The following is a 24,769-nucleotide window of genomic DNA, read 5'->3' as shown; positions in this document are numbered from 1 at the left end:
ATTGCTGTTATGTATTTATGTAGGTTTGATTACCTACTGAAACTAATATAATTTTTATGTTGAGTTTTGTAAAGCTTTTTCACAAACCTCTTTTTTATAAAACTTATAAGTTTTTTTTATTACCTTCCTATCCAATTTCCGTAGGCATCATAATACTTACAAGAATTCCAACCACAAGCTTGCCAAATATCACCAAAAGCTGGGCGAAGAATATCTGATTCTTTCATCGCGTAATCTTCTACGACAATTTCAGGAATTATCAGGTTATCTCTATCAATGGGATAAATCTGGCGAGTTATGATCTTAACCATCGCCAAAATGGACGTAACTGGATTCGAACCAGTGACCTCTACGATGTCAACGTAGCGCTCTAACCAACTGAGCTATACGTCCGTAACCAGGTAATAATAGCACGGATATACTGTAAACAACAAATTATCCCTGCTACTTAACCTCTATTGTCAAATTTCTTGTAGCCTTTTCTGTGCAGATATGAGCAGTTGTTTTGATTCTGTGTAAGCGGTTGTACCTGATTGCACTGTTCTCAAGAGATTGATGATTCCCTGCAATTGTCCTTTGAGCCGATTGGAGTCTGAGGGAGGAGACACAATCAACTGCTGAATTTGCCGATTAGCTTGTTGTAAAGCTCTTTTTGATGCAATTTCAGCTTGTCGCCTAGTTTGAATAATTCCTAAGTTGCTTTGATAGGTCACCAAGGACTTCTGCGCTTCCAAGTAATTGGGATGACCAATTTTCACTCTTTGCAACCTTTTAATCGCTTCTGACCACATTTGAGCAATGTGTTGCCATTTTTGTGCTGAGTGAGGTGGATTTTGGGATGCTTGAGCAGCTTGGTTGGCAAATAATCTCGCGGCTGCAATCATAGTATTAGTGCGATCGCTACCTGCAAAACCACGGGAAACTTTAGTAAAATCCCGCCTGTGGGCGGTGAGTTTGATTCTGGCTTGCTTCCCTGCTAAAGTCCTTCTAGGAACTTCATTTAAAGCATCGATCGCACTTTGAATGGAAGCCAGTGCTTCTTCTCTTTCCTCAGTATTTTTAGCTTGTTTGTATTTCTGTTTAGCAGCTTTTAAAGCTGACTCTGCCTCTTTCAGAGGTACAAAAGCATTTTTTTCTTGGAAAACCTTAGCTTCTATACGCGCAGTTCGGCGGCGAGCCTTTTCAAATTCGTCAAAGGTAAACTTCCACTTACAACCAAATAAACTGCAATAAGCTCGAGGATAATAACCTAAAAACCAAGCTGGTAACTGATCTAAATGTCTCTGTGCTTTTTTGGCTTGCTTTCCACCTAGTTCAATATCTGCTTGACTGGTAGCTCTATTAATTAATTGATCTGCCTGTTCCAAGGATTGAATTGACCCCTTATAGTTATTATCCATACTGATAAAGCTAGGTAATAATAACAGAGGAGCAGTTTTGGCAACAGGCCAACGAATCATCGGGTATGGTAAATTTATTACCCAGAGTAAGCCTGCTGCACCAGTAAAAAATATGACTGGCCATTTCAGGTGGCTGATTATTCCTGGTGGTTGATTTGCTTTTGCGGCTCGTTTGAGAACCTGCTCTTTAAACTCTGGAAATATATCTACAACCTTATCCCGGAGTTCTTCAAGGGTGGCAGCAGAACCTTTTTGATGACGTAATTCTTTTAACCGTTTAAGAACAATTTCCCGTTCTATTTTGCTGACGGAATTATCCCCACCACAGTTTTCTAATTCAATACCCAGAATATGGAAAACTTTTTTATTTAAACGGTACATAAAAAACACTCTGTATTATATATGTCTAGTATTCCCTCCACATAAATAAAAAATATATATCTCTTACACCCCACACCCTAAATCAAAAAATATGCCAGTTACCTAAGTCTGATTTTTGTTAACATTTATTAAGTTAAGTAATAATACGAGTATCTAAAATGCCAACAGCCTTAATTACTGGTGCTTCTGGCGGGATTGGTAAAGCCTTTGCAGAAAAACTTGCAGCACGTCAAACAAGCCTCGTACTTGTGGCTCGTTCAGAAGACAAACTAACCCAGTTAGCTACACAGCTACGAGAGCAACATAAAATTCAAGTCGAGATCATAGTTCAAGACTTGACAGAAACAGATGCCGCAACCACCGTATTTAATCACACCCAAGCCAAAGATTTGACAATTGATTTATTGATTAATAATGCCGGTTTTGGTGATTATGGTGAATTTATCGAAAGGGACGGAGAAAAGCAAATCAAGATGTTGCAATTAAATGTAATTGCATTAGTGGATTTAACCCACAAATATTTGCCCTTGATGCGGGAACGTCGTTCTGGAAATATTATTAATATCTCTTCCATTGCAGGTTTTCAACCCATTCCTTACTTCTGTGTGTATGCTGCCAGTAAAGCCTTTGTGCTTAATTTTAGTGAGGCATTGTGGGCAGAAAATAAGCCCTATGGAGTGGGTATATTAGTTGTTTGTCCTGGCCCTACTGATACTAACTTTTTTGTCGGCGCAGATGTTCCCGAAATTTTGGTAAATAAAGGTAATAAAATGACTACTCCAGAGGAAGTGGTAAATGATGCCCTTAGTGCTTTAGATAAAGGAAAATCAACGGTGGTGAGTGGTGGTATTGTCAATGAAGCAATAGCTAATGTTTCCAGATTTTTACCTCGGGAAACAACAGTAAGCCTTTTGGAAAAACTGTTTCAAGCTTAGTACACCAATCTTTGATTGGCTAAAGTCGAGGCTAACAAGTCAGGGATCTCATATTCTTGCACCATTCTTAATCAGCCCCATATTTCACCCAGAACTTAAGTCTTGGGCTAAAAAGAAATCTAATTTCTTAAACATACCTTGTCAACTGAACTCGGTAACGCTGCTTTTTGGTTACAGCAATATCACCAACCTCTAAACGACCCTTACCGCGAATAGCAATTAAGTCCCCTGATTTAACTTGAGAACTTGCTTGAGTTACTTCCTTCCAGTTAACACGAACATCCCCACCATTGATTAAATCCGACATTTTATTACGGGACATCCCAAAGCCAGCAGATGCGATCGCATCTAAGCGCAAAGAAGCTTCCACAGTAGTTAATTCTTTCTTTCTTGGTTCCCGTATTTTTAATTCACTTAAATCAATCCGTCGGGTTTTTACGGGAACTGAACGTACCTGAGTTAGATTTAGTTCTAAAAATTCTACCAATTCTGGTACTACTATTGCCTGAGCGCCTCGCTCTCCCAAAATATTAATATCCCCTGTTTTTTCTCGGATAATCCCAGTCCCTAACATGGAACCCAAAAAATCCCGGTGAGTAGCCGTATCGAAGAGGAAATTTCCTGCAACATCCACAACTGCGATCGCCACTTGAGATTGTTCTAGGGGTAATTCGGAACGAGCGATCGCTATTCTTTGACGTTCGGCTTGGGGATATCCTCCCCAGGCTAGTAATTGTATTTCCGTTAATCGGCTAAAAGCCTGTTGTATTTCTACTAACTCAGGAGGAGATAAAAAATCTGTGAGCACAACTTCCCAAGTCTTGATGGCTTGTTCTGCTAAATCAATTACACGAGCAACCGTATCCCGATTTTCAACACCTTTTAAAATTTCTTCCCGTGGCAACATTATTAATAGTTATGAGTAATAATTTTTTGTTTTTAGTTGTGATTGATTGATAGAACTCCTAATTCTTAACTAACGTAAAGTATTGTCTGCATAACCTTGAATATTTTCTGGTTCAAATTGACGCAAAATCTGAGTTGCTTTTCGCGTCACGCTTTCAGAATCCTGCACCACAATCAGGTATTTTTCCGCATTAAGTCTATTCCTATAGGCTAAAGCGTCCCCACTACCAAAAAGTAAGCCGGCTCCACCACCCACAAAGATACTACCTAAACCACCACTCATAGCTCCCAGCAGCCCCCCAACAACATGATTTCCCATTTCACCTGCCCAAGCAAAAGTATGTAAATCGGTGATTAAACTGAAAGAGAAGCCAGCAAAAAAACCAAATGGTACTAACCAAAAAGCCATAAATTTAACTTGTTTTTTAGCTGTTTCTTTCGGATCGATCAAGCCAAATTCATCAGCCGATTTATATCCTCTACCTAAAATGGTGCTTTTAATTTCTTGCTTTTCTAAAGCTAAATAAGCAGCTTCTGCTTTAATGCGGTCTGGTAATACAGCAACAAGATAATTCATGGATTCAATAATTTTGTTTGGAGCAGTATATTACTAAATTATCAAGCAATATGCTTCAGTTAAAGATAATTAATTATGTGAGTAAGTCGGCACAATAAAACCAAACTATGTGAAAAAAAGTAAATAAGCCTAAAACCCTTGTTCTTACTGCCCCCTGACTTATCCAAACGATAATTTTTGACGCCGACCTACTTAATTTTATCCAATGGTTGACAAAAATTATTCCAACCTTGTTTAAAAACATACATGAGAACTGGTGCAGCTAAAATTTTAGGAAAGGTTGAGATCTGCTCCAGACGTCCCATTATCCCTTGGAATTTTCCATTAAGTAAATCTTCCCTCAATTCAGCTTGACAAATAGCTGTACGCCATTTTTTTGCCAAACCATCTAACCATTCTGAGTTTTCTGCCCCTGGTTCTTGTCCTACCCGAATAGCTAGGGTCATTGCTGCATCTTCTAAATCTCCCTCACAATCTTCAATTAAGTCCAGTGCTTCTAATGCTTGGGGGTAATCTGCCAACAGAGAGCGAAACTGAGCAATTTCTTTTGATGTAACAGTAGTCATTTCAGTTATCAGTTATCAGTTATTAGTTATCAGTTACCCCATTGATAAATCGAGGGGCTTAAAACTCAACAAAAAATTTTTGACTCTCAACGGATAAATCCAACAGAGCAGCACGCAGAAAAGGGGTTTCCCCCATGAGCAACTGCGGAGGGCTTGTATCCAGTCTATTTTTTAGTCATAAAATTATGTTTTACTATAGATCAATCTTCAATTCCCAAGACAAGCAAAAACCCCTTTTCTTAGGGAAAAGAGGTTGAGAAACATAATAAGTTAAACTTAACGCAATGACCTGAAAGTTACAGCTCGCTGTAACTCGGCTAAAGCAAGGTTATAATCGATAATCGCTGTGATTCGATTACCTTCTGCTTCAGTTAAATCATCTTCTGCAGCAATTACCTCAGTTTGGGTTCCCACACCAGCTTGGAATCTTAACCTCGCTAAACGTAATGATTCTTTAGCTTGCCCCAAAGCAGCATTAGCAGTTTGGATGTTATCCAAATTAGCCTTTAAACTAGAGTAAGCCTGTTCTACATCAGAACGGATTCGGTTCCTTTGTTGAGCAAATTGAGTTTCAGCGATCGCAATATTGGTTTTTGCTTGAAATGCTTGAGCTTTGGCTCTTCCACCATCAAACAAAGTCATGCTAGCTCTTAAGGCAACTGAATAACCATCAGTAAGCCCGACGCGATCATCAAACTGATCTAACAGGTCATAATCAGCAACTAAACTAATTTGTGGTCTTATGGCTGACAATGCTTGCCGCCGTTGCTGTTCGCCAATATTACGTTGGATCAGGTTTTGCTGCAATTCTGGACGATTGCCAAAGGCAAGCACAATACTTTCTTCTAGAGTCTTATCCCACAGACCTGCTAATTTGACTTTATCAGCAGCACTAACTACCACTGATTGTGGTAAACTCAAACGATCTACTAAGGCACTCTGAGCATTTTTTTGTCGGGAAAGAGCATTAGTTAAAGTCTGTTGAGCATTGGCTAAGTTCACCTGGAAACGCAACACATCAAAACGAGTACCCACCCCTGCTTGTTCCAAGGCTTCAGCATCTTTTAAACTTGCTTGGGCATTCTTCACGGCAGATTGGGCGATCCGCACCTGTTCGTCTCTTCGTTGCAAGTTGTAGTATTCTGTAGAAACAGCCAAACGCAGTTCCTCAGAGATTCTCTCCACATCTAATTCAGCATTACGCACCTCTTCTTTTCGTCTTTTTATTGTTGATGACCTATTGCCAGAGGTATAGATGTCATAACTCAATTGTGCCGTGGCTGTGAAGTTACTAGTTACCGTATCTTGATCTGGATCTGGTGCTCCAGCTCTTTGTTGTAACTCATCACTTAATTGGCTGCTAGCAGACTGTTGGCGATTCACTTGGGTTTGAACGCTGATAGTGGGATATAAAGCTGCTTTTGCCTCTCTTAATACTCCGTGAGTTCTTTGCAACTCCAATAGTGCAAGTTGTAGATCCCGATTATTGCGCTTGGCTAGTTCCAAGGCTTGCCCTAAAGTAATTGGTTGATTCCCCTGAACCTTTACTTCTTCTGGTTTAGTCGGAAATTGTAAAGGATTGGGTTTAGGATTGAGATAGTTAGGAACTTGAGTAGGTGTAGTTGTCCCAGGTTGTTCAACCACGGTTGGTTGAGGCTGTTCCGTTTGTACTAACTTTTGCTTTGGTATCCTTTGAGTGGTACATTTATGGGATGCAAGAACCAAAGCTACTGGCGTATTCGTTTTGCCTTCTGTTTGTTGTTGGCAGCTATCTAGCTCTACAGGCTTAACTGCACCACTATTTGTCCTCGCTCTTCCCAGGGCAGATTTTAACCGCTCACTAGCACTAGGTTGACGAGAGACAGACTGTTTCGCATCACGAGCCAGCAAAATAGTTTTTTCTTTAGCAATAACATTATTCTGTGTTATTTCCCGTTCAGGCAATGACGACTTTAATAGTTCCTCACTGGGAGCAAAATCATTTACCAGTAAATGCTTAGTAATAGATGAACTAGGTGTAAATTTAAACACCTGATTATTCCCTGTACCGGATATTTTACCCACAGGGATACCCGTTTTTCCTATAACTTGAGTACCCAAATTTTGACGAATAGATGGCTCAACCCTGGCTATAGTAGTTCCAATGGGAATCGCCTTGTCAGTAATTGAGCGATCGCTAATCTGAAATAATTGCTTATCTTTATTGTTACTTAGTAATTTAACACCATAAGTGGAAGTTAAAACATTTGGTGTGGGATTCAATTGCAAGCCATTAACATTTACAGTCTCAGCCCAAACTGGCTGAGTTGTTAATACCGCCACTGTCACACCAGGTAAGAAGCTATGGAATATTTGTTGTCCTTTCACCGCATCCCCTCACACAAAAATCAAGCGGTAGAAACCGTTTTCACCAAGAAAATATAGCATAATGCTAACTGGAAGTCTCAGAACTATCCTTGTCTTCAAATCCTTTGACAATACGAGAAAGTTCAGCCTTCTCATTGATAGTAACGCGGGTTGGAGCTCCACTGACAATTCGTTCGTAATTCCGGAAAGAATCTTTGATATCAGGGCCATCAGCAGTAATGTTGTACTCACGGATACCCTTATCATGAGGGGAGCCGCGCATTTTGAATACATTGATTGCCCGGGACATCTCTCCACGAATTTCCACATATTGCAGCATGATAATCGTATCAGTAATTGTAGAAATGTGAGAATCTGTGATGGAATGAGACCCCATAAACAGATCTGTGGTGTTCGTAAAAAATCCTGTAATTTCCTCCTGCTTGGCGTAACCTGTGACACCTATGACAAATTGTCTAAATGCATTATTGCTTACCCCTCTAGCCAAGGCAGAAAGGGAATCTATGGCAATTCGGGCCGGTTTAAAATCAGCAATCTCTGACTTAATGATTTGCAAGTGGTCCTCTAATCCTGTAGCCTCTGGATAGGTACATATAATTTTCAATAATCCCTGCCGCTCTAAGTCCTCAAAATCAATTCCCCAAGAGTAGGCGTTACGAGATAACTGAGCGCGGGACTCTTCATAAGCAAACAATATTGATCTCTCTCCGGTGATACAACCATCTTGGAGAAACTTACTTACCAATAAAGTTTTGCCTGTTCCAGTGGCTCCCGTTGCCAAAATAATTGAATCTTTAAAGAAACCACCACCGCACATCTGATCCAGAGTTTTGACTCCAGAGGAAACCCTGACATTAGAAGAACGCTGAGTTAAACGCATTGCTCCTAGAGGGAAAATATTAATGCCATTATTTGTAATTGTGAAAGGATATTCCCCTTTCATATGGGTTGTACCGCGTAACTTGAGAATTTCGATAGTGCGACGGCGACGTTCCCCTTCTAAAACATTGCGAACAATGACTACATTATCTGACACAAATTCCTCTACACCAAAAGCCGCAATTGGTCCATATTCTTGACTACGCTCAGTGGTAATAATGGTGGTAACACCCAACAGCTTTAAACGAGCTACTAGTCTAAATATCTCGCGACGTACCACTCCTACAGCTTCATATTGTTGAAATACGGCGGTAACCGAATCAATAGAAACTCGTTTCGCTTTATATTTACGAATAGCATATTGTAAACGTTCAATCAGGGCAGATAAATCAAAGTTGCCAACAATATCTTGACCTTCTGGATCGGGAGAGGCATCAAGAATAAATAATTTTCCTTGATCTATTAGTTGCTGTAAATTCCAACCAAAAATACCGGCATTTTTGATAATATCGCTAGGAGATTCTTCAAAAGTAACAAACACTCCTGGCTCATCAAAGTTGTTAATTCCATTGTAGAGAAATTCGAGGGAAAACAAAGTTTTCCCGGTCCCGGAGGTGCCACTCACTAAAGTGGTTCTACCAACAGGGAATCCACCATGACTAATATCATCGAATCCCTCAATCATGGTGCGTATTTTCTCTACACCTTGAAGTACACCTATTTTATTCTGCCCTGACTTTTCTTGCTCGCTCATTTTTTGGTTTCGATGAATGGAAACTTAACCCAGTTTTTATACATAACTCTTTTGTTAAATATAAATGACTATGTACACCTAAATTTTCCTACTCTTCAGATTCTTCATCTTTTAATTCTTCATATAAAAGATCCAACCCAATTAGTACTCTTTCTCTATCTGATAAATCACCAATTATTTTCCGAACAGGAGGAGGTAAAATTTTAGATAAAGTTGGTGTAGCTAATATTTTGTCTTCTTCCGCTAGCTGCGGATTCTTGAGTACATCAATCACCTTCAAAGCATAAACTCCTTTAAACTCCTGCTCTAAAATGTTTTTCAGTGTTTTCAAGGCCCTGACAGAGTTTTGCGTGTTACCTGCTACATAAAGCTTGAGAACATAGGTTTTTCTGACTTTATCCATATATGGCACAGGCTATCTATAAAATAGAAATAGAACTAGATTTTGTTCAGTTTAAGCAATTATTTCTCGCTATTGTATTTTAATCTTAGCAACAGCATATCTTGATATGCACTCCAATCAGAATTATTGTCATATTCCATGCTTTTTATTATCCTGAGCTACAATACACAAAAATAATGTTCGAGTCATATTACTAGTTGATTATAGCTATTATTTATGGTCAGCTATAACTATAATATAAACAATCAGTTATGATGCATTATTCTGTTTGGGTATAGCACATCGATAGGTTTCACATAAATGAGCTAGAACATCAATTAATGCCAAACGATAATCTAACAAAGCTTCATCATCTCTCCCTTCTAACTTTAATTGTTTGGAAAAATCATCAATAATTTCCATATGTATTTCTATTATTTGGGGCACAGGAATATTAGCACAAAATAATGTATTGATAAATTTATCAATTTCTTTCGCAATGCTGTTATCTGTGGTAAAATAATTTATAATAATATGACGATAATCAGTTTTTAGTTGCTTCAATAATTCTTGATTTTGTTTGGGACTCATTTGTCAAAAAACGCCTAACATGATAGATGGGTATATTTCCAGACAAATAGATATATTTTAAATATTGATTATTAAATACTTTGTCTAGACAATACCAATAGATATGAAATAGACGCTTTAATATTTAATCCATTTGCATCTTGATTTTCAGAACAATTGAGGGATTAACTTATTTGTTGCAGAACAAACAGAGTAATATAGTTTCAACATCCTCTGAGTGCAAAAAATAAATTAATATTTACGCCATCATAACTATCGCTTCTCCTTTTACTGTGATCACATTTTCTTCGTTTACGAGAGTAGGTAGGGTTATTACAGAGAGTAAATAAGGAACCACAAATATTTACTGTAACTACTACTGGTATGTGAGGAGACCCTGCTCTGAATAATTTTGGCATCAGCTATAAATACCTCTTGTCTCCTGAGCCCTAATAACCAGCCTCTAACTCCTATTTTCAAGTTAAGTTTGCTGATTTAGGGTTAATGCCACCAAGCTCAAGAATTGTGGTAGAGGCTGTGGTATTTACATACTCATCATTCAATATCTGGGGAATATGGATTTTCTATGTCTAAATTTGACTCCTTGATAAGATACTTTAACAAAAATTAAGGATTGTAGCATTCTCAATCATTATAATTCCTAAAGGTTCCAAAGACTTACTTTGGAACCATAATTGTTTTAGCTGTTGCTATCTTTAGAAGAGTAGTGAGCGGTGGATAATGGAAGCGTAAATGCTTTTGTTCGGGGCTAAAGGGAGTAGTAATCCAAGAGGATGTGGGTGAGCTAATGGGTTAGTCTAGTTATCATATTTCCATAAATTTGCTCCCTCGCGTCCCATACTCTATTCTCAGGATGTATTTTTGATTGGTGATTCCCAATGCTTATGTCCCTAGGGAGAAAAACCCTCAAGCCTTGCCTTATGTCAATGCCAAATCAATCGCTTTGTGAATTTATTACAAGCGTACCAGAATGCCTAGAAACAACTGTCACCGCATTTGTTTTGCAAATGTTTCAGCAGCACAAATATGATCGCTTAGTGATCTTAAATCAGCAGGGTTGGCCTGTTGGTGTGCTGTACGCTGCGAAGGCGTTACTACAGTTACTCAATACAAATGGTGAAACTTACCTAGAAGCCCCAGAACCAGAACATAATTGGCAATTATTAGATTTACAGCAGCCAATTTCTACTTGGGGACAATCCATAATTGAATCTATACCACAAATATCTGTCGATTGTGGTACCGAACAATTAAATTTGTTGTTGGCATCCACAAAAAATGAAACTTACCATCATCCAGACTGGGCATTGACTGATAAAGACGGCAAGTTCCTAGGGCTACTAGATAGTGGTAAATTATTGCAATTTTTGTTGGCACAACAGGGTGAAAATCAAAATCTCACTGATTTAGATGTAGATGTAAATTGTTCTGAGCCAAAGCAGGCTAAAACATTTCTCACCCAGGAAGACAAAGCATTAATTCCATTATTGGAAAGATTACCATGGCCTTTAATGCTGGAAACCAGTGCTGGGGAAGTTGTGATGCAAAATCCAGCCTGGTGGCAGCAATTAGGAAATTTAAAAGATATTGAGGGAATTAGGCATCAGATCAAAGCTATACTGGCACTTACCAGAGATATCCCATCCACAGATACTCAGTACTCCCAGTTAAGAACTGATAGTATTATTTATGGGGAACAAGAAAGAGAGGATCATAATTTTTCTCGAGAAGATAATTTAGATACAACTACCACACATGGTTTACAGCCAATAGCAGCTATAAGTACAGAACAGCTGCCATCGGAGCAACTATTATCCACAGCAAATAATACCCATCGTTGCTTTTGGGATCAAAAACTAGGTAACTGTATTTGCATTGTGGAAATGCAAGATAGTCAAGAACGTATTTGGCAATTTGCCAAAATTCCCTTAGATATTCCTGATGTTGGTGGACAGATAAATTCCCAACGACCAAATCCTGACAATCATCTTTGGCTAGTATTAGCGACTGATGTCACAGAGCAACAACAACTTTGCCAAGAATTAGCAACGAAAAATGCTGATCTAATTCAACTAAATCGCCTTAAAGATGAGTTTCTTGCTTGTATTAGCCACGAACTGAAAACCCCTCTAACTGCGGTATTAGGATTATCAAGATTATTGGTAGATCAACAGTTAGGGGAACTCAACGAACGCCAAGCCCGTTATGCTGGATTAATTCATCAAAGTGGGCGACACTTAATGAGTGTGGTTAACGATATTTTAGATTTGACTCGCATGGAGACGGGTCAAATGGAATTGACACTATCACAAGTTAATATTCGTACAGTTTGCCATCGCGCTTATACTGAAGCCAATACACTACACAACCAAACCTACAAAGGTAGAAATGCCCCAACCACACCTGTAGATTCACAGGAACACAAATTTACCCTCTCCATTGAACCAGGTTTACAAGAGATAATTGCCGATGAATTACGCATACGGCAAATGTTAGTCCATCTGCTTTCCAATGCTTTAAAATTTACTGAAGTTAGTGGAGAAATTGGTTTAACCGTTAATTATTGGGAAGGTTGGATTGCTTTTACAGTCTGGGATACAGGTATAGGTATTCCCGAACATCAACAGCACTTAATTTTTCAAAAATTCCAACAGTTAGAAAATCCTCTGACCCGCCAATTTGAAGGTACGGGTTTAGGACTGGTATTAACTAGGGCTTTAGCACGTCTTCACGGAGGCGATGTTAGTTTTTTGTCAACAGAAGGTAAAGGTAGCAAATTTACCTTACTTTTACCCCCCAGTCCTCCAAAAACAAGTTTTAGCGAACAAGAGGGTAACGATATGGGTAGATCAGTAAACGAGGTAAATCTAACAGGAAACTATACACTTGATTCTCATCAAGCAACTCTTAATTATGTCCAACCTGCGGGTATGCGAGAAGTGGCAATTTTCTCCGCTACTAAAAAAATTCATACTTCCCAAAGACTAGTATTAGTGGTGGAAGCGGTTGCTCGATACATTGAAGATATGACGGAAAAATTAACAGGTTTGGGCTACCGGGTGATAATTGCCCGTTCTGGGACAGAAGCATTAGAAAAAGCGCGGCGCTTACAACCCCAAGTTATTTTCCTTAATCCTCTGTTACCTTTATTGTCTGGTTGGGATGTACTGACATTAATTAAATCAGATCGAGTCATCCGTCAAATACCAGTGATTGTAACAGCTACAGCAGCAGAAAAAGAACAGGCATTTGCGAACCTGGCTGATGGTTTTTTGAGTGTACCAGTACAGCATCAATTATTGTCCCAACTGTTAGAAAGTTTTTGTAAATCGCCAGAAGACAAAAATCAGGAACAAAAAGATCCTGCTAGAATGAATACCCCATTGCGAATTTTAAGGCTAATTCATTCTGAGGAGGATTTCTTTACTCCCCATCCAAAATTATCAGAACACCGAGTAATTGAAGTAGATGATTTAGAACAAGCAGAACTTTTAGCTAGGGTCTGGCAATTCGATCTCATTTTACTGGATAGAGAAATTCCCAACCCACAAACTTATTTACAAAAACTCAACCAACATCGCCGCCTCAAAAATTTACCCTTAGTGATTTGTGATGTCACAACCACTCAGGCTGCTGCCAAGTTCTCCGAACTCTCAGTTTTTCCTTGTTTAACACCTTTAAATACAGAAACAACTGGCTCTAATAAAACCACAGATATTTTGTTATCAGTTTTACAAATTGCTGCTGGTAGATGCTGCCCATCTAGTATTTTGGTTGTTGATATGACATCATTACCAGATCTACCTGGTATGAAAAATCAACATAAGCAAAATAATGAATTACCCAATCAATACTGTGAGCAAATTCAAAGAGAACACTTGACAGAAGAATTTAATTCCGCATCAATTTATCGGCGCTCAGAATGGCTACAAGCCATGATTCAGTATTTACAAACAGCAGGATTTAAAGCTACATTGGGACGCTCTTGGGCAGAGCTACTACAACAATTGCGCCATCAAAGTATTGATTTATTACTGGTTTGTTTCACAGAATCTACAATTAAAACAGAAGTTTTAGCAGCATTGAAAATGCTGAGTAAAATTACTGTTGATTTGCCTCCCATATTAATCATCATTTCTATGAAGAATCAAGTATTAACTACTTGCTTAGACTTAAATTTTGATTGTGTCCCAGAAATATCTGGGGATAATACCAAAACTGAATTTAACCCATCATACTCCCATACTTTACAGTCTATTAAAGCTGCTATGGGTCAGTTAGAGGTGCAAATTCTACCTCGTTCTATATCTATGGAAGAATTGTTAGATCGTATCTATGAAGCTTTAGCAATCAAAAACTAGTATCACCACGGGGAAATTAAGAATAAACATACAGCAATTTTAATTTTTACACAACATTGCTAATTTTATGATTCAAATAGAATTACTATATAAAATCCTAATAACATTTATAACCATGCAGTTAGCCGATTACCTAACAAAAGATGGGGATAATGGCTACACCACAACCATTGAGTATATATTCTCAATCAATTTTTAAGCCTCATCAACTACTTCTGAGGAATTTTCCTGTTGTATTGGTAAAGACAACACGTAGCGATACCCTGATTCTTGGGAACCTTGAGTAGCAATATACCCACCATGTAATTCCGTCAAATGCTTGCTAAGTAGTAAGCCTAAACTTTCGCGAGATAAACGAGGATTTGATTTTTCCCCTTCTTCATGAGTACTAGAAATATCGGTTGTATTTATCTGCTGATAATGATTGTTTACCATAGATTTACTGCCTAATTCATCAGATTTTTCTGATTGGCTACTAACATCGGGAATCCGATTGCTGAACTCTAATTGTGGTGAATTTTTTAAACTCAAGAAAGGATCAACTTCTGTAATTCCATCTCCCAGCCAAGGATGAGAAACCCATGTTGTAATGTTAAGATTATCTTCCTTGTAGGAAATATGAATTCTCACAAGACTACCTGTAGCCGAGGTTTGAATCACACTAAAAATTAGGTGATAAAGTATTTGCCTGACTTTATCTCTATCCAGAAGATAAATACGACCACGTCCAGGTTCTATAGATAAGCGAATCTCTTGTTCTCGACGATGAGCCACTTCTTCCAGGGTATTTATCGCCTGTTGACAAAGCATTTCAATATCTACAGGAACAGTATTTAGCTTCATTGAATTGCTATCTGCCATTGCTCCCAGTTCAGTAATTTCATTAACTAAGGAGAGCAAATAACGCCCACTGTGTTGAATTATTTCTAAATATTCTCTTTGCTTGGTTGTCAAAGGACCATAAATCTCTCTTCCTAAGACGCTAGCCATACCCAATACAGAAGTTAAGGGTGTACGCAGTTCTTGAGTTAGCTGTCCCAATAATTCTAATTTCAACTGGTTAGCGGTATTGGGGTTGTCTGGAAGAAGGGAGGGAGATAAAATTATTGTTGAAGTCTCGTCATTTTTGGCTTCTACTTGCCAATTAGATTGACTACTAACCCGATTAACACGACCAACTGATGGAGTGGGTGGAGATACTTGTAACAGTCGATTGCGTTCAAATTCACTCATACTCCAACGAGCTATGATTTGCAGAAACTCAATATCTTGATGGGTAAACTGACGTGTAATCAGATCCATCACTGCTATGGTTCCTAAACAATTACCCGCAGCATCTATCAGTGGTGCTCCCAAATAAGCACGAATACCATAATCTTTAATTAATTTGTTATCAGTAAGTTCTCTATAATCGTTTTTGCTAGTATCATTTATAACAAGTATTTGAGCATGTTCTACTACCTCGGTACAAAATGATTGTTGGCGTAGAAGTTGACGAGTTTGCGCCAATTTATTCATTAATCCCAGACGAGATAAGCCGACTGCGGACTTAAACCAATGAAATTCTTGATCAATAAATCCTAAAATGGAAATTGGTGCTGACAAAAAGTGAGCAGCAGTTTGAGTTGCTTCTTCAAAAACAGGAATTGTTTCTGGTTGTCGTAAATTTAATTCTGATAAAGCTTTAAGCCTACGCTCCTCCCGTAAATCTGGAGAGTTCCATTCTTGTTTGGTATTAAACATTTTGTTATCCGGCTCTACCATTGCCATCATGACCTTGATGATTAATCAATACTGTAGTTTTTATATAACCGCTGTTTATGTGGTTATTTTTATTTGCTATTTTTAAGCATTCCCCAATTTGGTGTCAGATCAACAAAATTTCGGGAAAAATTTTCCCATTATAGGAAAGTGGAATATTCTGGATGATATTAATACCTATATCACTAGGGAAGACTTCATAACCCTTAGCCTTATACTGAAAGACTTTTTGTCAGGCATCCCTGACTCTACACTAATCAGACGTTTCAGGCTTTAGTATTGGTCAACTGTACTGGTGTGAAAAGACAGTAGAAATAACTATAATTGCGACTATAGATAGGTACGAAGGCTGAAAATATGTGCTTTGCTTTGATTAATGGTTGTTTGATTGAAATCCCTAATTTAAGTAAAGTCGGAAATTGTACTCTGATATGGTGTTATTTTTAATTATTCTTTGGGCACTATAAAATTAGTGCAGGCTCACAAGCTGCTGATCTCAAAAAAAATGACATATTTTATTTTAATCATTAAATTCAATTAGATATATCCTTAGTTAATTTTTCATTTTAATAAACTATTAATAACATGAAAAATAATGTTGCCAAAATACCATTTGTCAATCTTAATTTACAACACCAACAAATACAAACCCAATTACAACAAGTAATGCAAACTGTTTTAGATACAGGTGATTTTATTCTGGGAGCAAAACTGCAAGAATTTGAAACGATTTTTGCTAATCTTTCTGGAGTAGAGTATGGAATCGGAGTTGCATCAGGAACTGATGCGATCGCTCTTGGTTTACAAGCCTGTAACATTGGTTCTGGTGATGAGGTAATTTTGCCTGCAAATACCTTTGTAGCCACTTTAATTGGGGTTTTACGTGCTGGTGCAAAACCTCTTTTGGTCGATTGTAAACCAGAAACTGCATTAATTGATTTAGAAGCAGCAGCTAGGGTAATTACACCTAATACAAAAGCCATTATTCCCGTACATTTATACGGTCAAATGGTTTCACCCACAGAGCTGTTGGACTTTGCAAATACTTATAAACTACTCATTTTTGAGGATGCTGCTCAGGCACATTTGGCAAGTAGAGAAGGGTATCATGCTGGTTCTGTGGGCATAGCAGCAGCTTTTAGTTTTTATCCCAGTAAGAATTTGGGAGCATTGGGTGATGGAGGGATGCTAGTAACAAAAGATGCTGATGTTGCCCAAAAAATGTTACGCTTACGTAATTACGGTGCATCATCTAAGTATTATCACACAGAGCCAGGTACTAATAGCCGCTTGGATACATTGCAAGCTGCCATTTTACTGGAAAAATTACCCTATTTACCTCAATGGAATAGCGATCGCTATCAGGCTGCACAGCAATACAATCTTGAGCTGAATTCTGTAGCATTGCCAGGTATTAACCCAATCCAAAACCATAGTCAATCTGGTCATGTTTATCATCTTTATGTTATCAGGGTAGATGCTAATTCTAGTATTCAACGTTCCTGTCTTCAGGAAAAAATGACAGCAGCAGGAATTCAAACAGGTATTCATTATCCAATTCCTTGCCATTTGCAACCAGCATTTACCAACTTAGGTTATCAACCTGGAGATTTTCCCCATGCGGAAAAATTATCTCAACAGATATTATCTTTACCTATGTATCCGGGTTTAACCCATAGTCAAGTTAAAGCAGTTGTGCTAGAAATTATGCACAGTGTCAGCCCACAAAAAAACAAGCTACTATATATTTAAAGCATCAATTAAATAATAGATAATGGGAGGTCTTTCGCTGGTAAAAAATTAGAATATTCTTCCTAGTGAAATTCTAATAATTAAGAACTTAACCGATAACTAAAATTGGGATATCTCCATTGATAATCGTGACTTTTTAATAATCAATCTATTAATATATGTCTAAAAAATTATGTTTTTGACAGCAAAAAACAGAAATATATCTCAATTATTAACTAGATTAATTTTACTAGTATTACTGCTACTGTATACACCTATATTAATCCATTGGTGGGATGGTTGGCTGCATAAAAGTATTAGTATCGAGCATGAATACTTTAGTCACGGAATGATTGGCTTACCATTTGCGGCTTATTTAATTTGGATTCAACGTAAGCAGTGGACAAGATTACCAAATAAAACCCATCCTTTAGGTATTATTTTCCTGATTATAGGAGGGATATTTTATCTGAGTGGGGTTAGTGAATGGGTAAATCTTTCTTTTCCTATTATTATTACAGGAATTTGCCTGTGGCTTAAAGGCTTTGCTGGTTTAAAATTACAGAGTTTTCCTTTAATTCTGATATTTTTTGCTACCCCTAATTCTCTTCCTTATTTGATAGCTCCCTTAACACTGCCTCTACAAAGCTTTATAGCAGGTACTGCTGGTTTTATTCTGAATCAGTTGGGCATGGATGTAAATGTTGAGGGAATTAATATCTTTGTGGCAGGAAAAATTGTAGAAGTAGCCCCCTACTGTGCAGGATTAAAAATGTTGTTTACTACCTTGTATGTGAGCCTCATGTTACTTTATTGGACTGACACTTTATCCTCACGGCAAAAAAGTATTTGGTTTTTATCCATTGCTGTTTTAATTAGCGTCATTGCGAACATTATTCGCAACACAATTTTGACTTTTTTTCATGGTACGGGAAATTCAGCCGCTTTTCATTGGCTACATGATGGTTGGGGTGGAGACTTGTACTCTGCTTTGATGCTTATAGCATTAGTACCAATTTTGAACTGGATGAATAAATATTTTACCTCACAATCAATAATCTCAGCATGGGATTAGCGCTATGCACAAGTAATAAGTAATAAGTAATCGGTTTACTACTAATAGGTTTGGGTATTCAACAATGTCCTAACATAATTGCATATTACTATAATTTGTAATTCTTCCGTGTCCAGATTTGATTAGATGGAATTGTTGCTAATGAGTTCTTTGTCTAATTTATTCAGGAAAAATTATTTTCCCCAAATAGCATTATTGATATTATTAGGGTTGTTGTTAATCATCGGAGCTTTCCCTGGATATTTCCAAGGAAAATGGCAATGGCAAGAACCACCTCCTGTGAGTCAACTAAAGGAATTAAAAAGTTTGCGTCAGACTGGCTTAACTATTCCTGGATGGCAAACTGTTGAACAAACAGAAAAAATAATTGATAAGCAAAAATGGTCTTTGCAATTGGTGAAACAGCAAGGGGAAAAAATTCAAGCCATTATTATGTTATTGCCACAAAATGGCCCTAGAAATCAACCGCAAGTGGAGTGGACAACTATAAATGGCTTTTGGAATTGGGATATAGCTCAATATCGTCTGGCTGAATTGAGTATTAAGCCAACATCAAGTTTGAATAGTCAAAAAAATCAACTCACAGCAAGGTTCTTTCGTGCCTCTACAGATAGACAGACCTTTGCCGTATTACAATGGTATGCTTGGCAAGATGGTGGGCATCCATCGCCTTTTCGGTGGTTTGTAGTAGATCAAAAATCTCAATGGCAAAGTCAACGGACTGCTTGGGTTGCAGTTAGTATTATCTTACCAATGGAACCACTAGGGCAAGTGGAAAAATATTGGCATGAGGTGCAAACTCTAGGACAACAAGTACAAACTGCATTAAATGCAACTTTTTGAAATCCAAGGATTACACTGGTATAAAAAACATATTTTCTATTTTTACAGGTTACAGTTAAATAAGCCTTGGCGCACTGATGTCTATAATTCCCAATTTTTCTATGCGTTCATTTCGCGCCCTATCTACTGTCACCCTGCAAATAGGGGTATTTTTTCTCACCGCTGTTCATCCTGCTTTTGCTCAAACCACGTCACCACCTACAGTACCAAAGAAACCTCTTATACCTCTATCAGAGGCTGAGGTCATTAATTCAGAGTCTAGTACTCCCTCCTCCCGATTTAATCGCTATATTCTTGGTTCTGGAGACGGGGTGGGAATCCAAGTTCAACGTCCTCCTGGTGCTTATCGCCTGGGGGAAGGGGATGCAATTAGTGCGGTGGTGCAGCGTTTCCCAGATTTGAGTTTTCAGGCGGCAATTAATCCGGAAGGTAATATTATTGTTCCATTATTAGGAACTGTATCACTAAAGGGATTGACCTTGTCAGAAGCACAAGAAAAAATTCGTTTGGGCTTAAATCGTTATGTGGTGAACCCGATCTTAGTACTATCATTGGTTGGTCAACGTCCCAGGTTCAATTTCCAAGGGGTAATTAGTCCTGAGGGCAATATTTTAGTTCCAGAAGTAGGGGCAGTGTCCTTACAGGGGTTGACCTTGTCAGAAGCGCAAGAGAAAATTCGCTTGAGCTTGAGTAAAATTTTGGTTGAACCCATAGTAGCAGTCTCTTTGGTTAGCCCGCGACCAGTCAGAGTAACTATTAGTGGAGAAGTTTTTCGACCGGGAATTTATCCTGTAAATTCTCCTATACCCAGAGTCACAGATGTGTTATTGACTGCTGGAGGCTCTACAATGATGGCAGATTTACGACAAATCACAGTTCGTCGCCAACTAGTTGATGGTTCAGTCATATCGAAAACTATTGACTTATACTCCCCTTTACAAAACGGTAGTTCACCCCCTACTTTACGTCTCCAGGATGGTGATGCCATTATTGTTTCCCGACGGGAAGTTGGTAGTGATGATGACTATGATCGCAATTTGGTAGCTCGTTCATCCCTAGCTGTTCCTCAAATCAAGATTCGGGTATTGAATTATGCAGCAGGTGGTATTACTACGGTTTCTTTACCCAATGGTAGTAATTTTATTGATGCTCTATCTGGTGTGAGTACCAATAATGCTAAACTCACAAAAATTGCCTTGATTCGTTTTGACCCCGAACGTGGTCAAGCAATTACCCAAAAGTTGAATGGGAAAAAAGCATTAGGAGGGGATGCATCTCAAAATGTGCCATTGCAAAATAATGATGTTATCGTTATTGGTCGAACACTAATTGGCCAAATTACTAATACTCTAACTACTATTACTAGACCATTTTTTGATATTCGTAGTTTTATTCGTTTCTTTGAGACCTTTAGATAACTGGACTTTCCATTATCAATTTTTAGCTCTCTAATTTTTCAACTAACTCTGTAACTGATAACTGAAATGACTCCACCCATTCTTAAACGCTATATTATTGCTTTTGAAAAGTATAAATGGATTGGAATAGCTAGTTTTACTTTGATTGTTGCAGGCTCAACAGTGGTAGCAATACAACCACCACCACCAACTAAATATGTGGCAAGTGCAGCCTTAACCTATAGTGGGCCTACGGTTTCATTTTCTGCTACTGGTAGTCAAATTCAACAACAGGGTCAGGAACTGAGAAAAGGATTTTTATTATCTGATGCAATTATTAATGCAGTCGCAGCAAAAGTTAAGGTCAAAGCAAAAATTCTGGCTAAAAATATTGATCTTAAGCTACCTCGAAAAAACAAGGCTGGGGAATTAGAATCAACAATTATTGAACTCAAGTATCAGGGTACTAATGCCAAGCAATCTGAAGAAACCTTGTCGGCATTCATGCAAGCAATGATACAACTGAGTGCTGTTCGTAACACCAGAAGATTAGAAGCGATTATTAAAAAGATTAACGAGCGTCTCCCCCAGGTAAAAAAAGAATTAACATCCGCTGAGAAAAAACTGGAAACTTATGATCGGATTCAAGGACCAGCAATTTTAGCTGCTCAGAATGGTATCTTGCTCAATGGAATTACGGGGAGTCAAAACCAACAACGGCAAATTCAACTCACTCTTTCGGGAATAGATGCTCAGATTCGCAGTTTGCAGTCAAAATTGGGTTTAAATGTGAATGAAGCTTATGTTTCTTCTGCTTTGAGTGCCGATCCGATTCTTGCCAGTTTGCGATCGCAAATTTATCAAGTAGAATCCCAAATGGAGGTACTGAGGAAAGATTTACGCCCCGAACACCCAACAGTAGTGCAATTGCAACGTCAAAAAGAGGCAGCAGAAACCCTTCTACAACAGCGAGCAGGGGAAGTTGTGGGAGGGAATGGTAGTACTGCTCCTTTACCACCTACGGTTAAGGGGATTCGTGCCCAAAGTAATTTAGATCCAGCACGTCAGCAACTAGCAAACCAACTTGTAGCTCTACAAACTCAAAAAGAAACTCTCAAACAACAATTAATTGACCAAAATCGGGAAGAGAAACGATTACGGCAGGAGTATTCTTTAATACCTAATAAGCAGTTGGAGCGATCGCGTTTAGAACAAGAAGTATTACTGAAAAAAGCTGTTTATGACAAAATCCAGGCAAAATTAGTTGATGCCAAAACCGCAGAGGCAGAAACAGTTAGTAGTTTGGGTATTGCCAGAAATCCAGTGGCGAAGGCTCCAGCCACAATTCCTAGAAGTATACCTATTACCCTTGGGGTAGGTATATTTATGGGTTTATTGGTTGGTGGTGGGATTATATTCCTTTTGGGTTCTCTGGAAGGAACTTTCAAAACCAGGGAGGATATTCGCAACAGCCTCAAACAACAGGAAGTAGCAATTTTGGCAGAAATACCTTGGATTTGGATGTCTGGGGAAGAGACAAAATCCCATTTGTTACCAACAGTCTTGACTACAACCTCCCCTTATTTGGAATTTTATGAGAAGCTCCGCAGTAATATTCGACGTGTGGGAGAAAATAGTGTCAAAGTAGTTTTAATTACTAGTATTGGTAGTGGTGAAGGAAAAACTGTGAGTTCATATAACTTGGGTATAGCTTCCGCTCGAGCTGGCAAGCGTACTTTAATTATTGAAACAGATTTGCGATCGCCGTCCCAATGCCAATCTTTACAAGTTACTCCTAATGGTGATGGTAATTTGGAACCATTACATTATTACAGCAGCTTGAGTGAATGTATCCATTTAGTTCCAGAGGTGGAAAATTTATACATTGTTCCTAGTCCTGGCCCAATATTACAATCTGCTGCGATCCTAGAATCGAGTGAGATGCGACGACTAATGGAAGATGCTCGCCAACGATTCGATTTAGTTATTTTAGACACTAATCCTCTGGGTATATCAAATGATGCTCTTCTAATGCAACCTTACAGTGATGGTATGGTTTTGGTTACTAGACCCAACTATACCCAAGAAAATATTTTGGTTGAAGCAGTTGATGAGTTACTGGAATCGGATTTGGGTTTATTGGGAGCTGTAATTAATGCGACTGATATTGATGTTCCTTCCTCTCCCATAGATGAAAAGGTAGTAAATGAAACTGGGAGACAGGAGCTACCCTCAGAAGTCTCTTCTGGAGTGGGTAACAATTATAATTAACTGCAAGGAGTAGGGAGTAGGGAGTAGGGAGTTAGGGGTTGGGGAAGAGTTATTTCCATCCTTGATGGTGAATTTTTTGTCATCGGGACTTCCTTCTTCCTTCGTTTAATATTTTTCTCAAAAATAACAAACTCAAGTAAAGACACAAACTGATTTGTGTTTTTACTTGAGATTTTGGGATAAATGTTCAGCCGAACGTATACATCCTGATGATTTAAAAAATTCCTCGTTTCAGACCTAGTATATTCTAATTAATTGTGAATTGTCAGGATCTACAATGCTAAAGTTTACATAAACCTCATTTACCGAAATTAAATTGTCGGATCACCCAAGCCTGTAGTGGGACGTTGTTGATACAAATCTTGAAATACTTGCAGAATAGAGACTACGGCGACTAAGGCAATGATGCCAACAGGTGGTAAACCTTGACTAAAAAATGCGATCGCTATTATTATGGCTGCTGTAACAATGCGATATCTGCTGCGAATTTTGCAATAACGAATTACTCCATATTTATGAAAAATACCTAAAGCTAGGTAACAAAGGGCAACTGCACCACAAAACAACCAACGCACGTTATCCGCTAAAGGTACTCCAGTTTGACTGATTAATACTTGTTCTACTCCTACTCCCATGGCTGTAATACCAATGACAAAGGGTAAATGAGTAAACAGCCAAATATTTATGGCTGATACTTTTCCTTCTGTACGGGCAGTTTCAATGGGTGTTCCACCTAGATTATCGAAGTATATCCACCAGAGACTAAAAGCTGTGACTAAAGCGAAAAATCCGGCAATTACAGTCGCCATGTCCCATTTTTGTTCCGAAACACCATTAACTACAGCGACAATCGCCTCACCCAAAACAATAATTGTAAATAGACCAAATCTTTCCGGTAAATGGGAAGCGTGGGGTAATAACCCCAATTGGAATTTGCTGGCGGTAAAAGGTGTAATAAAATCAACTATAATTCCTGTTGCCCACAACCCAAAACACCAAGGTGCTGGTATAAAAGCTGATATTAACCATAACATAGCCGCGATCGCAAATCCAATGGTATAACGAGTAGTGAGGGGACGGGCATCGGGTATATATATACCGGCACGGATATATTCTATAACTAATAAGATGCGACCGAGAGCGTAGGCAATGGCGAAACCAGAGGAGCTTTCAGCTAAGCCATTATGTATATTAATAGCCAGTGCTGCTGAGGTCATCATTTGTAAACCTACTAACAAACGATGTCCAATATCGTCATTGTCAAAGCGGTTAGCGTAGAAGGTGGTGCCAATCCATGACCACCATACTGGTATAAATAAAACTACAAACCCCAGCAATCCTAGTAAGGAAATATGCTGTTTGAGATTATGTGCTAATTGTGCTACGGCAACGACAAATACTAGGTCGTAAAATAATTCTAGCCATGAGGCTTGTCTGTGTTCTGTATCTTCATTTCCTATGCGTAACCGTGGTGGTTCGAGAAAATTTGTCATAGTCAATTTTGGATTTTAGATTTTAGATTTTACGTTTGGTATGAATTAAACACGTTTTTTTATAAACCTTGATTTTTGGATTACTAACGCAATTACAAT

18 protein-coding genes and 1 tRNA gene are annotated in these 24,769 nt (G+C 38.4%); 7 read left to right on the top strand and 12 right to left on the bottom strand.

Annotated elements, in window-relative coordinates:
• Positions 1 to 119: 119 nt before the first annotated feature.
• From CALSC_RS14510 to CALSC_RS14500, 3 genes are all read right to left on the bottom strand, one after another.
• Complete coding sequence (locus CALSC_RS14510; protein ID WP_088242033.1) at positions 120 to 311, bottom strand: hypothetical protein; 192 nt, start codon at positions 309 to 311, stop codon at positions 120 to 122.
• 8 nt (positions 312 to 319) lie between these two features.
• Positions 320 to 393, bottom strand: a tRNA-Val gene (locus CALSC_RS14505).
• A gap of 68 nt (positions 394 to 461) precedes the next feature.
• A complete protein-coding gene (locus CALSC_RS14500; protein WP_088242032.1) occupies positions 462 to 1,781 on the bottom strand; it encodes a GumC domain-containing protein in 1,320 nt (439 codons plus the stop codon).
• 158 nt (positions 1,782 to 1,939) lie between these two features.
• Between CALSC_RS14500 and CALSC_RS14495 the strand changes: the two genes are divergently transcribed.
• Positions 1,940 to 2,716, top strand: a complete 777-nt coding sequence (locus tag CALSC_RS14495) for an SDR family NAD(P)-dependent oxidoreductase (protein ID WP_088242031.1) — start codon at positions 1,940 to 1,942, stop codon at positions 2,714 to 2,716.
• Positions 2,717 to 2,843: 127 nt separating this feature from the next.
• On the opposite strand, the gene CALSC_RS14490 is transcribed toward CALSC_RS14495, so the two are convergent.
• The 7 genes from CALSC_RS14490 to CALSC_RS14460 all read right to left on the bottom strand — a co-directional run bounded on the left by CALSC_RS14490 (position 2,844) and on the right by CALSC_RS14460 (position 9,738).
• Complete coding sequence (locus CALSC_RS14490; protein WP_088242030.1) at positions 2,844 to 3,623, bottom strand: photosystem II S4 domain protein; 780 nt, start codon at positions 3,621 to 3,623, stop codon at positions 2,844 to 2,846.
• A 69-nt stretch (positions 3,624 to 3,692) separates the two neighbouring features.
• Positions 3,693 to 4,199 carry a hypothetical protein gene (locus tag CALSC_RS14485; protein WP_088242029.1) on the bottom strand — a complete coding sequence of 169 codons (507 nt, stop codon included), beginning with the start codon at positions 4,197 to 4,199 and terminating at the stop codon, positions 3,693 to 3,695.
• A gap of 188 nt (positions 4,200 to 4,387) precedes the next feature.
• Complete coding sequence (locus tag CALSC_RS14480) at positions 4,388 to 4,765, bottom strand: hypothetical protein (RefSeq protein WP_088242028.1); 378 nt, start codon at positions 4,763 to 4,765, stop codon at positions 4,388 to 4,390.
• Positions 4,766 to 5,041: 276 nt separating this feature from the next.
• Positions 5,042 to 7,132, bottom strand: coding sequence for a TolC family protein (locus CALSC_RS14475; protein ID WP_088242027.1), 2,091 nt, complete (start codon positions 7,130 to 7,132; stop codon positions 5,042 to 5,044).
• Between the two features lie 64 nt (positions 7,133 to 7,196).
• Positions 7,197 to 8,765 carry a circadian clock protein KaiC gene (kaiC, locus tag CALSC_RS14470; protein WP_088242026.1) on the bottom strand — a complete coding sequence of 523 codons (1,569 nt, stop codon included), beginning with the start codon at positions 8,763 to 8,765 and terminating at the stop codon, positions 7,197 to 7,199.
• Between the two features lie 88 nt (positions 8,766 to 8,853).
• Positions 8,854 to 9,168, bottom strand: a complete 315-nt coding sequence (gene kaiB, locus CALSC_RS14465; protein ID WP_088242025.1) for a circadian clock protein KaiB — start codon at positions 9,166 to 9,168, stop codon at positions 8,854 to 8,856.
• A 249-nt stretch (positions 9,169 to 9,417) separates the two neighbouring features.
• Positions 9,418 to 9,738 carry a circadian clock protein KaiA gene (locus CALSC_RS14460; RefSeq protein ID WP_088242024.1) on the bottom strand — a complete coding sequence of 107 codons (321 nt, stop codon included), beginning with the start codon at positions 9,736 to 9,738 and terminating at the stop codon, positions 9,418 to 9,420.
• 926 nt (positions 9,739 to 10,664) lie between these two features.
• Between CALSC_RS14460 and CALSC_RS14455 the strand changes: the two genes are divergently transcribed.
• Entirely contained in the window at positions 10,665 to 14,099 is a 3,435-nt protein-coding gene (locus CALSC_RS14455; RefSeq protein WP_407641942.1) for an ATP-binding response regulator, read from the top strand.
• A gap of 195 nt (positions 14,100 to 14,294) precedes the next feature.
• On the opposite strand, the gene CALSC_RS14450 is transcribed toward CALSC_RS14455, so the two are convergent.
• Positions 14,295 to 15,863, bottom strand: a complete 1,569-nt coding sequence (locus CALSC_RS14450) for a GAF domain-containing sensor histidine kinase (protein ID WP_088242036.1) — start codon at positions 15,861 to 15,863, stop codon at positions 14,295 to 14,297.
• Between the two features lie 582 nt (positions 15,864 to 16,445).
• On the opposite strand from CALSC_RS14450, the gene CALSC_RS14445 reads away from it, so the two are divergent.
• From CALSC_RS14445 to CALSC_RS14425, 5 genes are all read left to right on the top strand, one after another.
• The gene (locus CALSC_RS14445; protein WP_088242022.1) at positions 16,446 to 17,612 is read left to right on the top strand and encodes a DegT/DnrJ/EryC1/StrS family aminotransferase; all 1,167 of its coding nucleotides are present in this window, start codon (positions 16,446 to 16,448) and stop codon (positions 17,610 to 17,612) included.
• Positions 17,613 to 17,784: 172 nt separating this feature from the next.
• Positions 17,785 to 18,666: a cyanoexosortase B gene (crtB, locus tag CALSC_RS14440; RefSeq protein ID WP_088242021.1), complete on the top strand. Its 882-nt coding sequence runs from the start codon at positions 17,785 to 17,787 to the stop codon at positions 18,664 to 18,666.
• A gap of 141 nt (positions 18,667 to 18,807) precedes the next feature.
• Complete coding sequence (locus CALSC_RS14435; RefSeq protein WP_088242035.1) at positions 18,808 to 19,509, top strand: cyanoexosortase B system-associated protein; 702 nt, start codon at positions 18,808 to 18,810, stop codon at positions 19,507 to 19,509.
• A gap of 101 nt (positions 19,510 to 19,610) precedes the next feature.
• On the top strand, positions 19,611 to 20,927 hold the full coding sequence (locus CALSC_RS14430; protein WP_088242034.1) for a polysaccharide biosynthesis/export family protein: 1,317 nt from the start codon (positions 19,611 to 19,613) through the stop codon (positions 20,925 to 20,927).
• A 66-nt stretch (positions 20,928 to 20,993) separates the two neighbouring features.
• Positions 20,994 to 23,177, top strand: a complete 2,184-nt coding sequence (locus tag CALSC_RS14425) for a GumC family protein (protein WP_088242020.1) — start codon at positions 20,994 to 20,996, stop codon at positions 23,175 to 23,177.
• A 311-nt stretch (positions 23,178 to 23,488) separates the two neighbouring features.
• Here CALSC_RS14425 and CALSC_RS14420 read toward each other — a convergent pair whose 3' ends face one another.
• On the bottom strand, positions 23,489 to 24,670 hold the full coding sequence (locus tag CALSC_RS14420; protein WP_088242019.1) for a low temperature requirement protein A: 1,182 nt from the start codon (positions 24,668 to 24,670) through the stop codon (positions 23,489 to 23,491).
• Between the last annotated feature and the right edge of the window lie 99 nt (positions 24,671 to 24,769).

The sequence above is a fragment of the Calothrix rhizosoleniae SC01 genome (assembly GCF_900185595.1).
Taxonomy (GTDB): domain Bacteria; phylum Cyanobacteriota; class Cyanobacteriia; order Cyanobacteriales; family Nostocaceae; genus Calothrix_A; species Calothrix_A rhizosoleniae.
The sequence above is the reverse complement of the archived record's forward strand: the minus strand, read 5'-3'. Positions and strand labels throughout refer to the sequence as shown.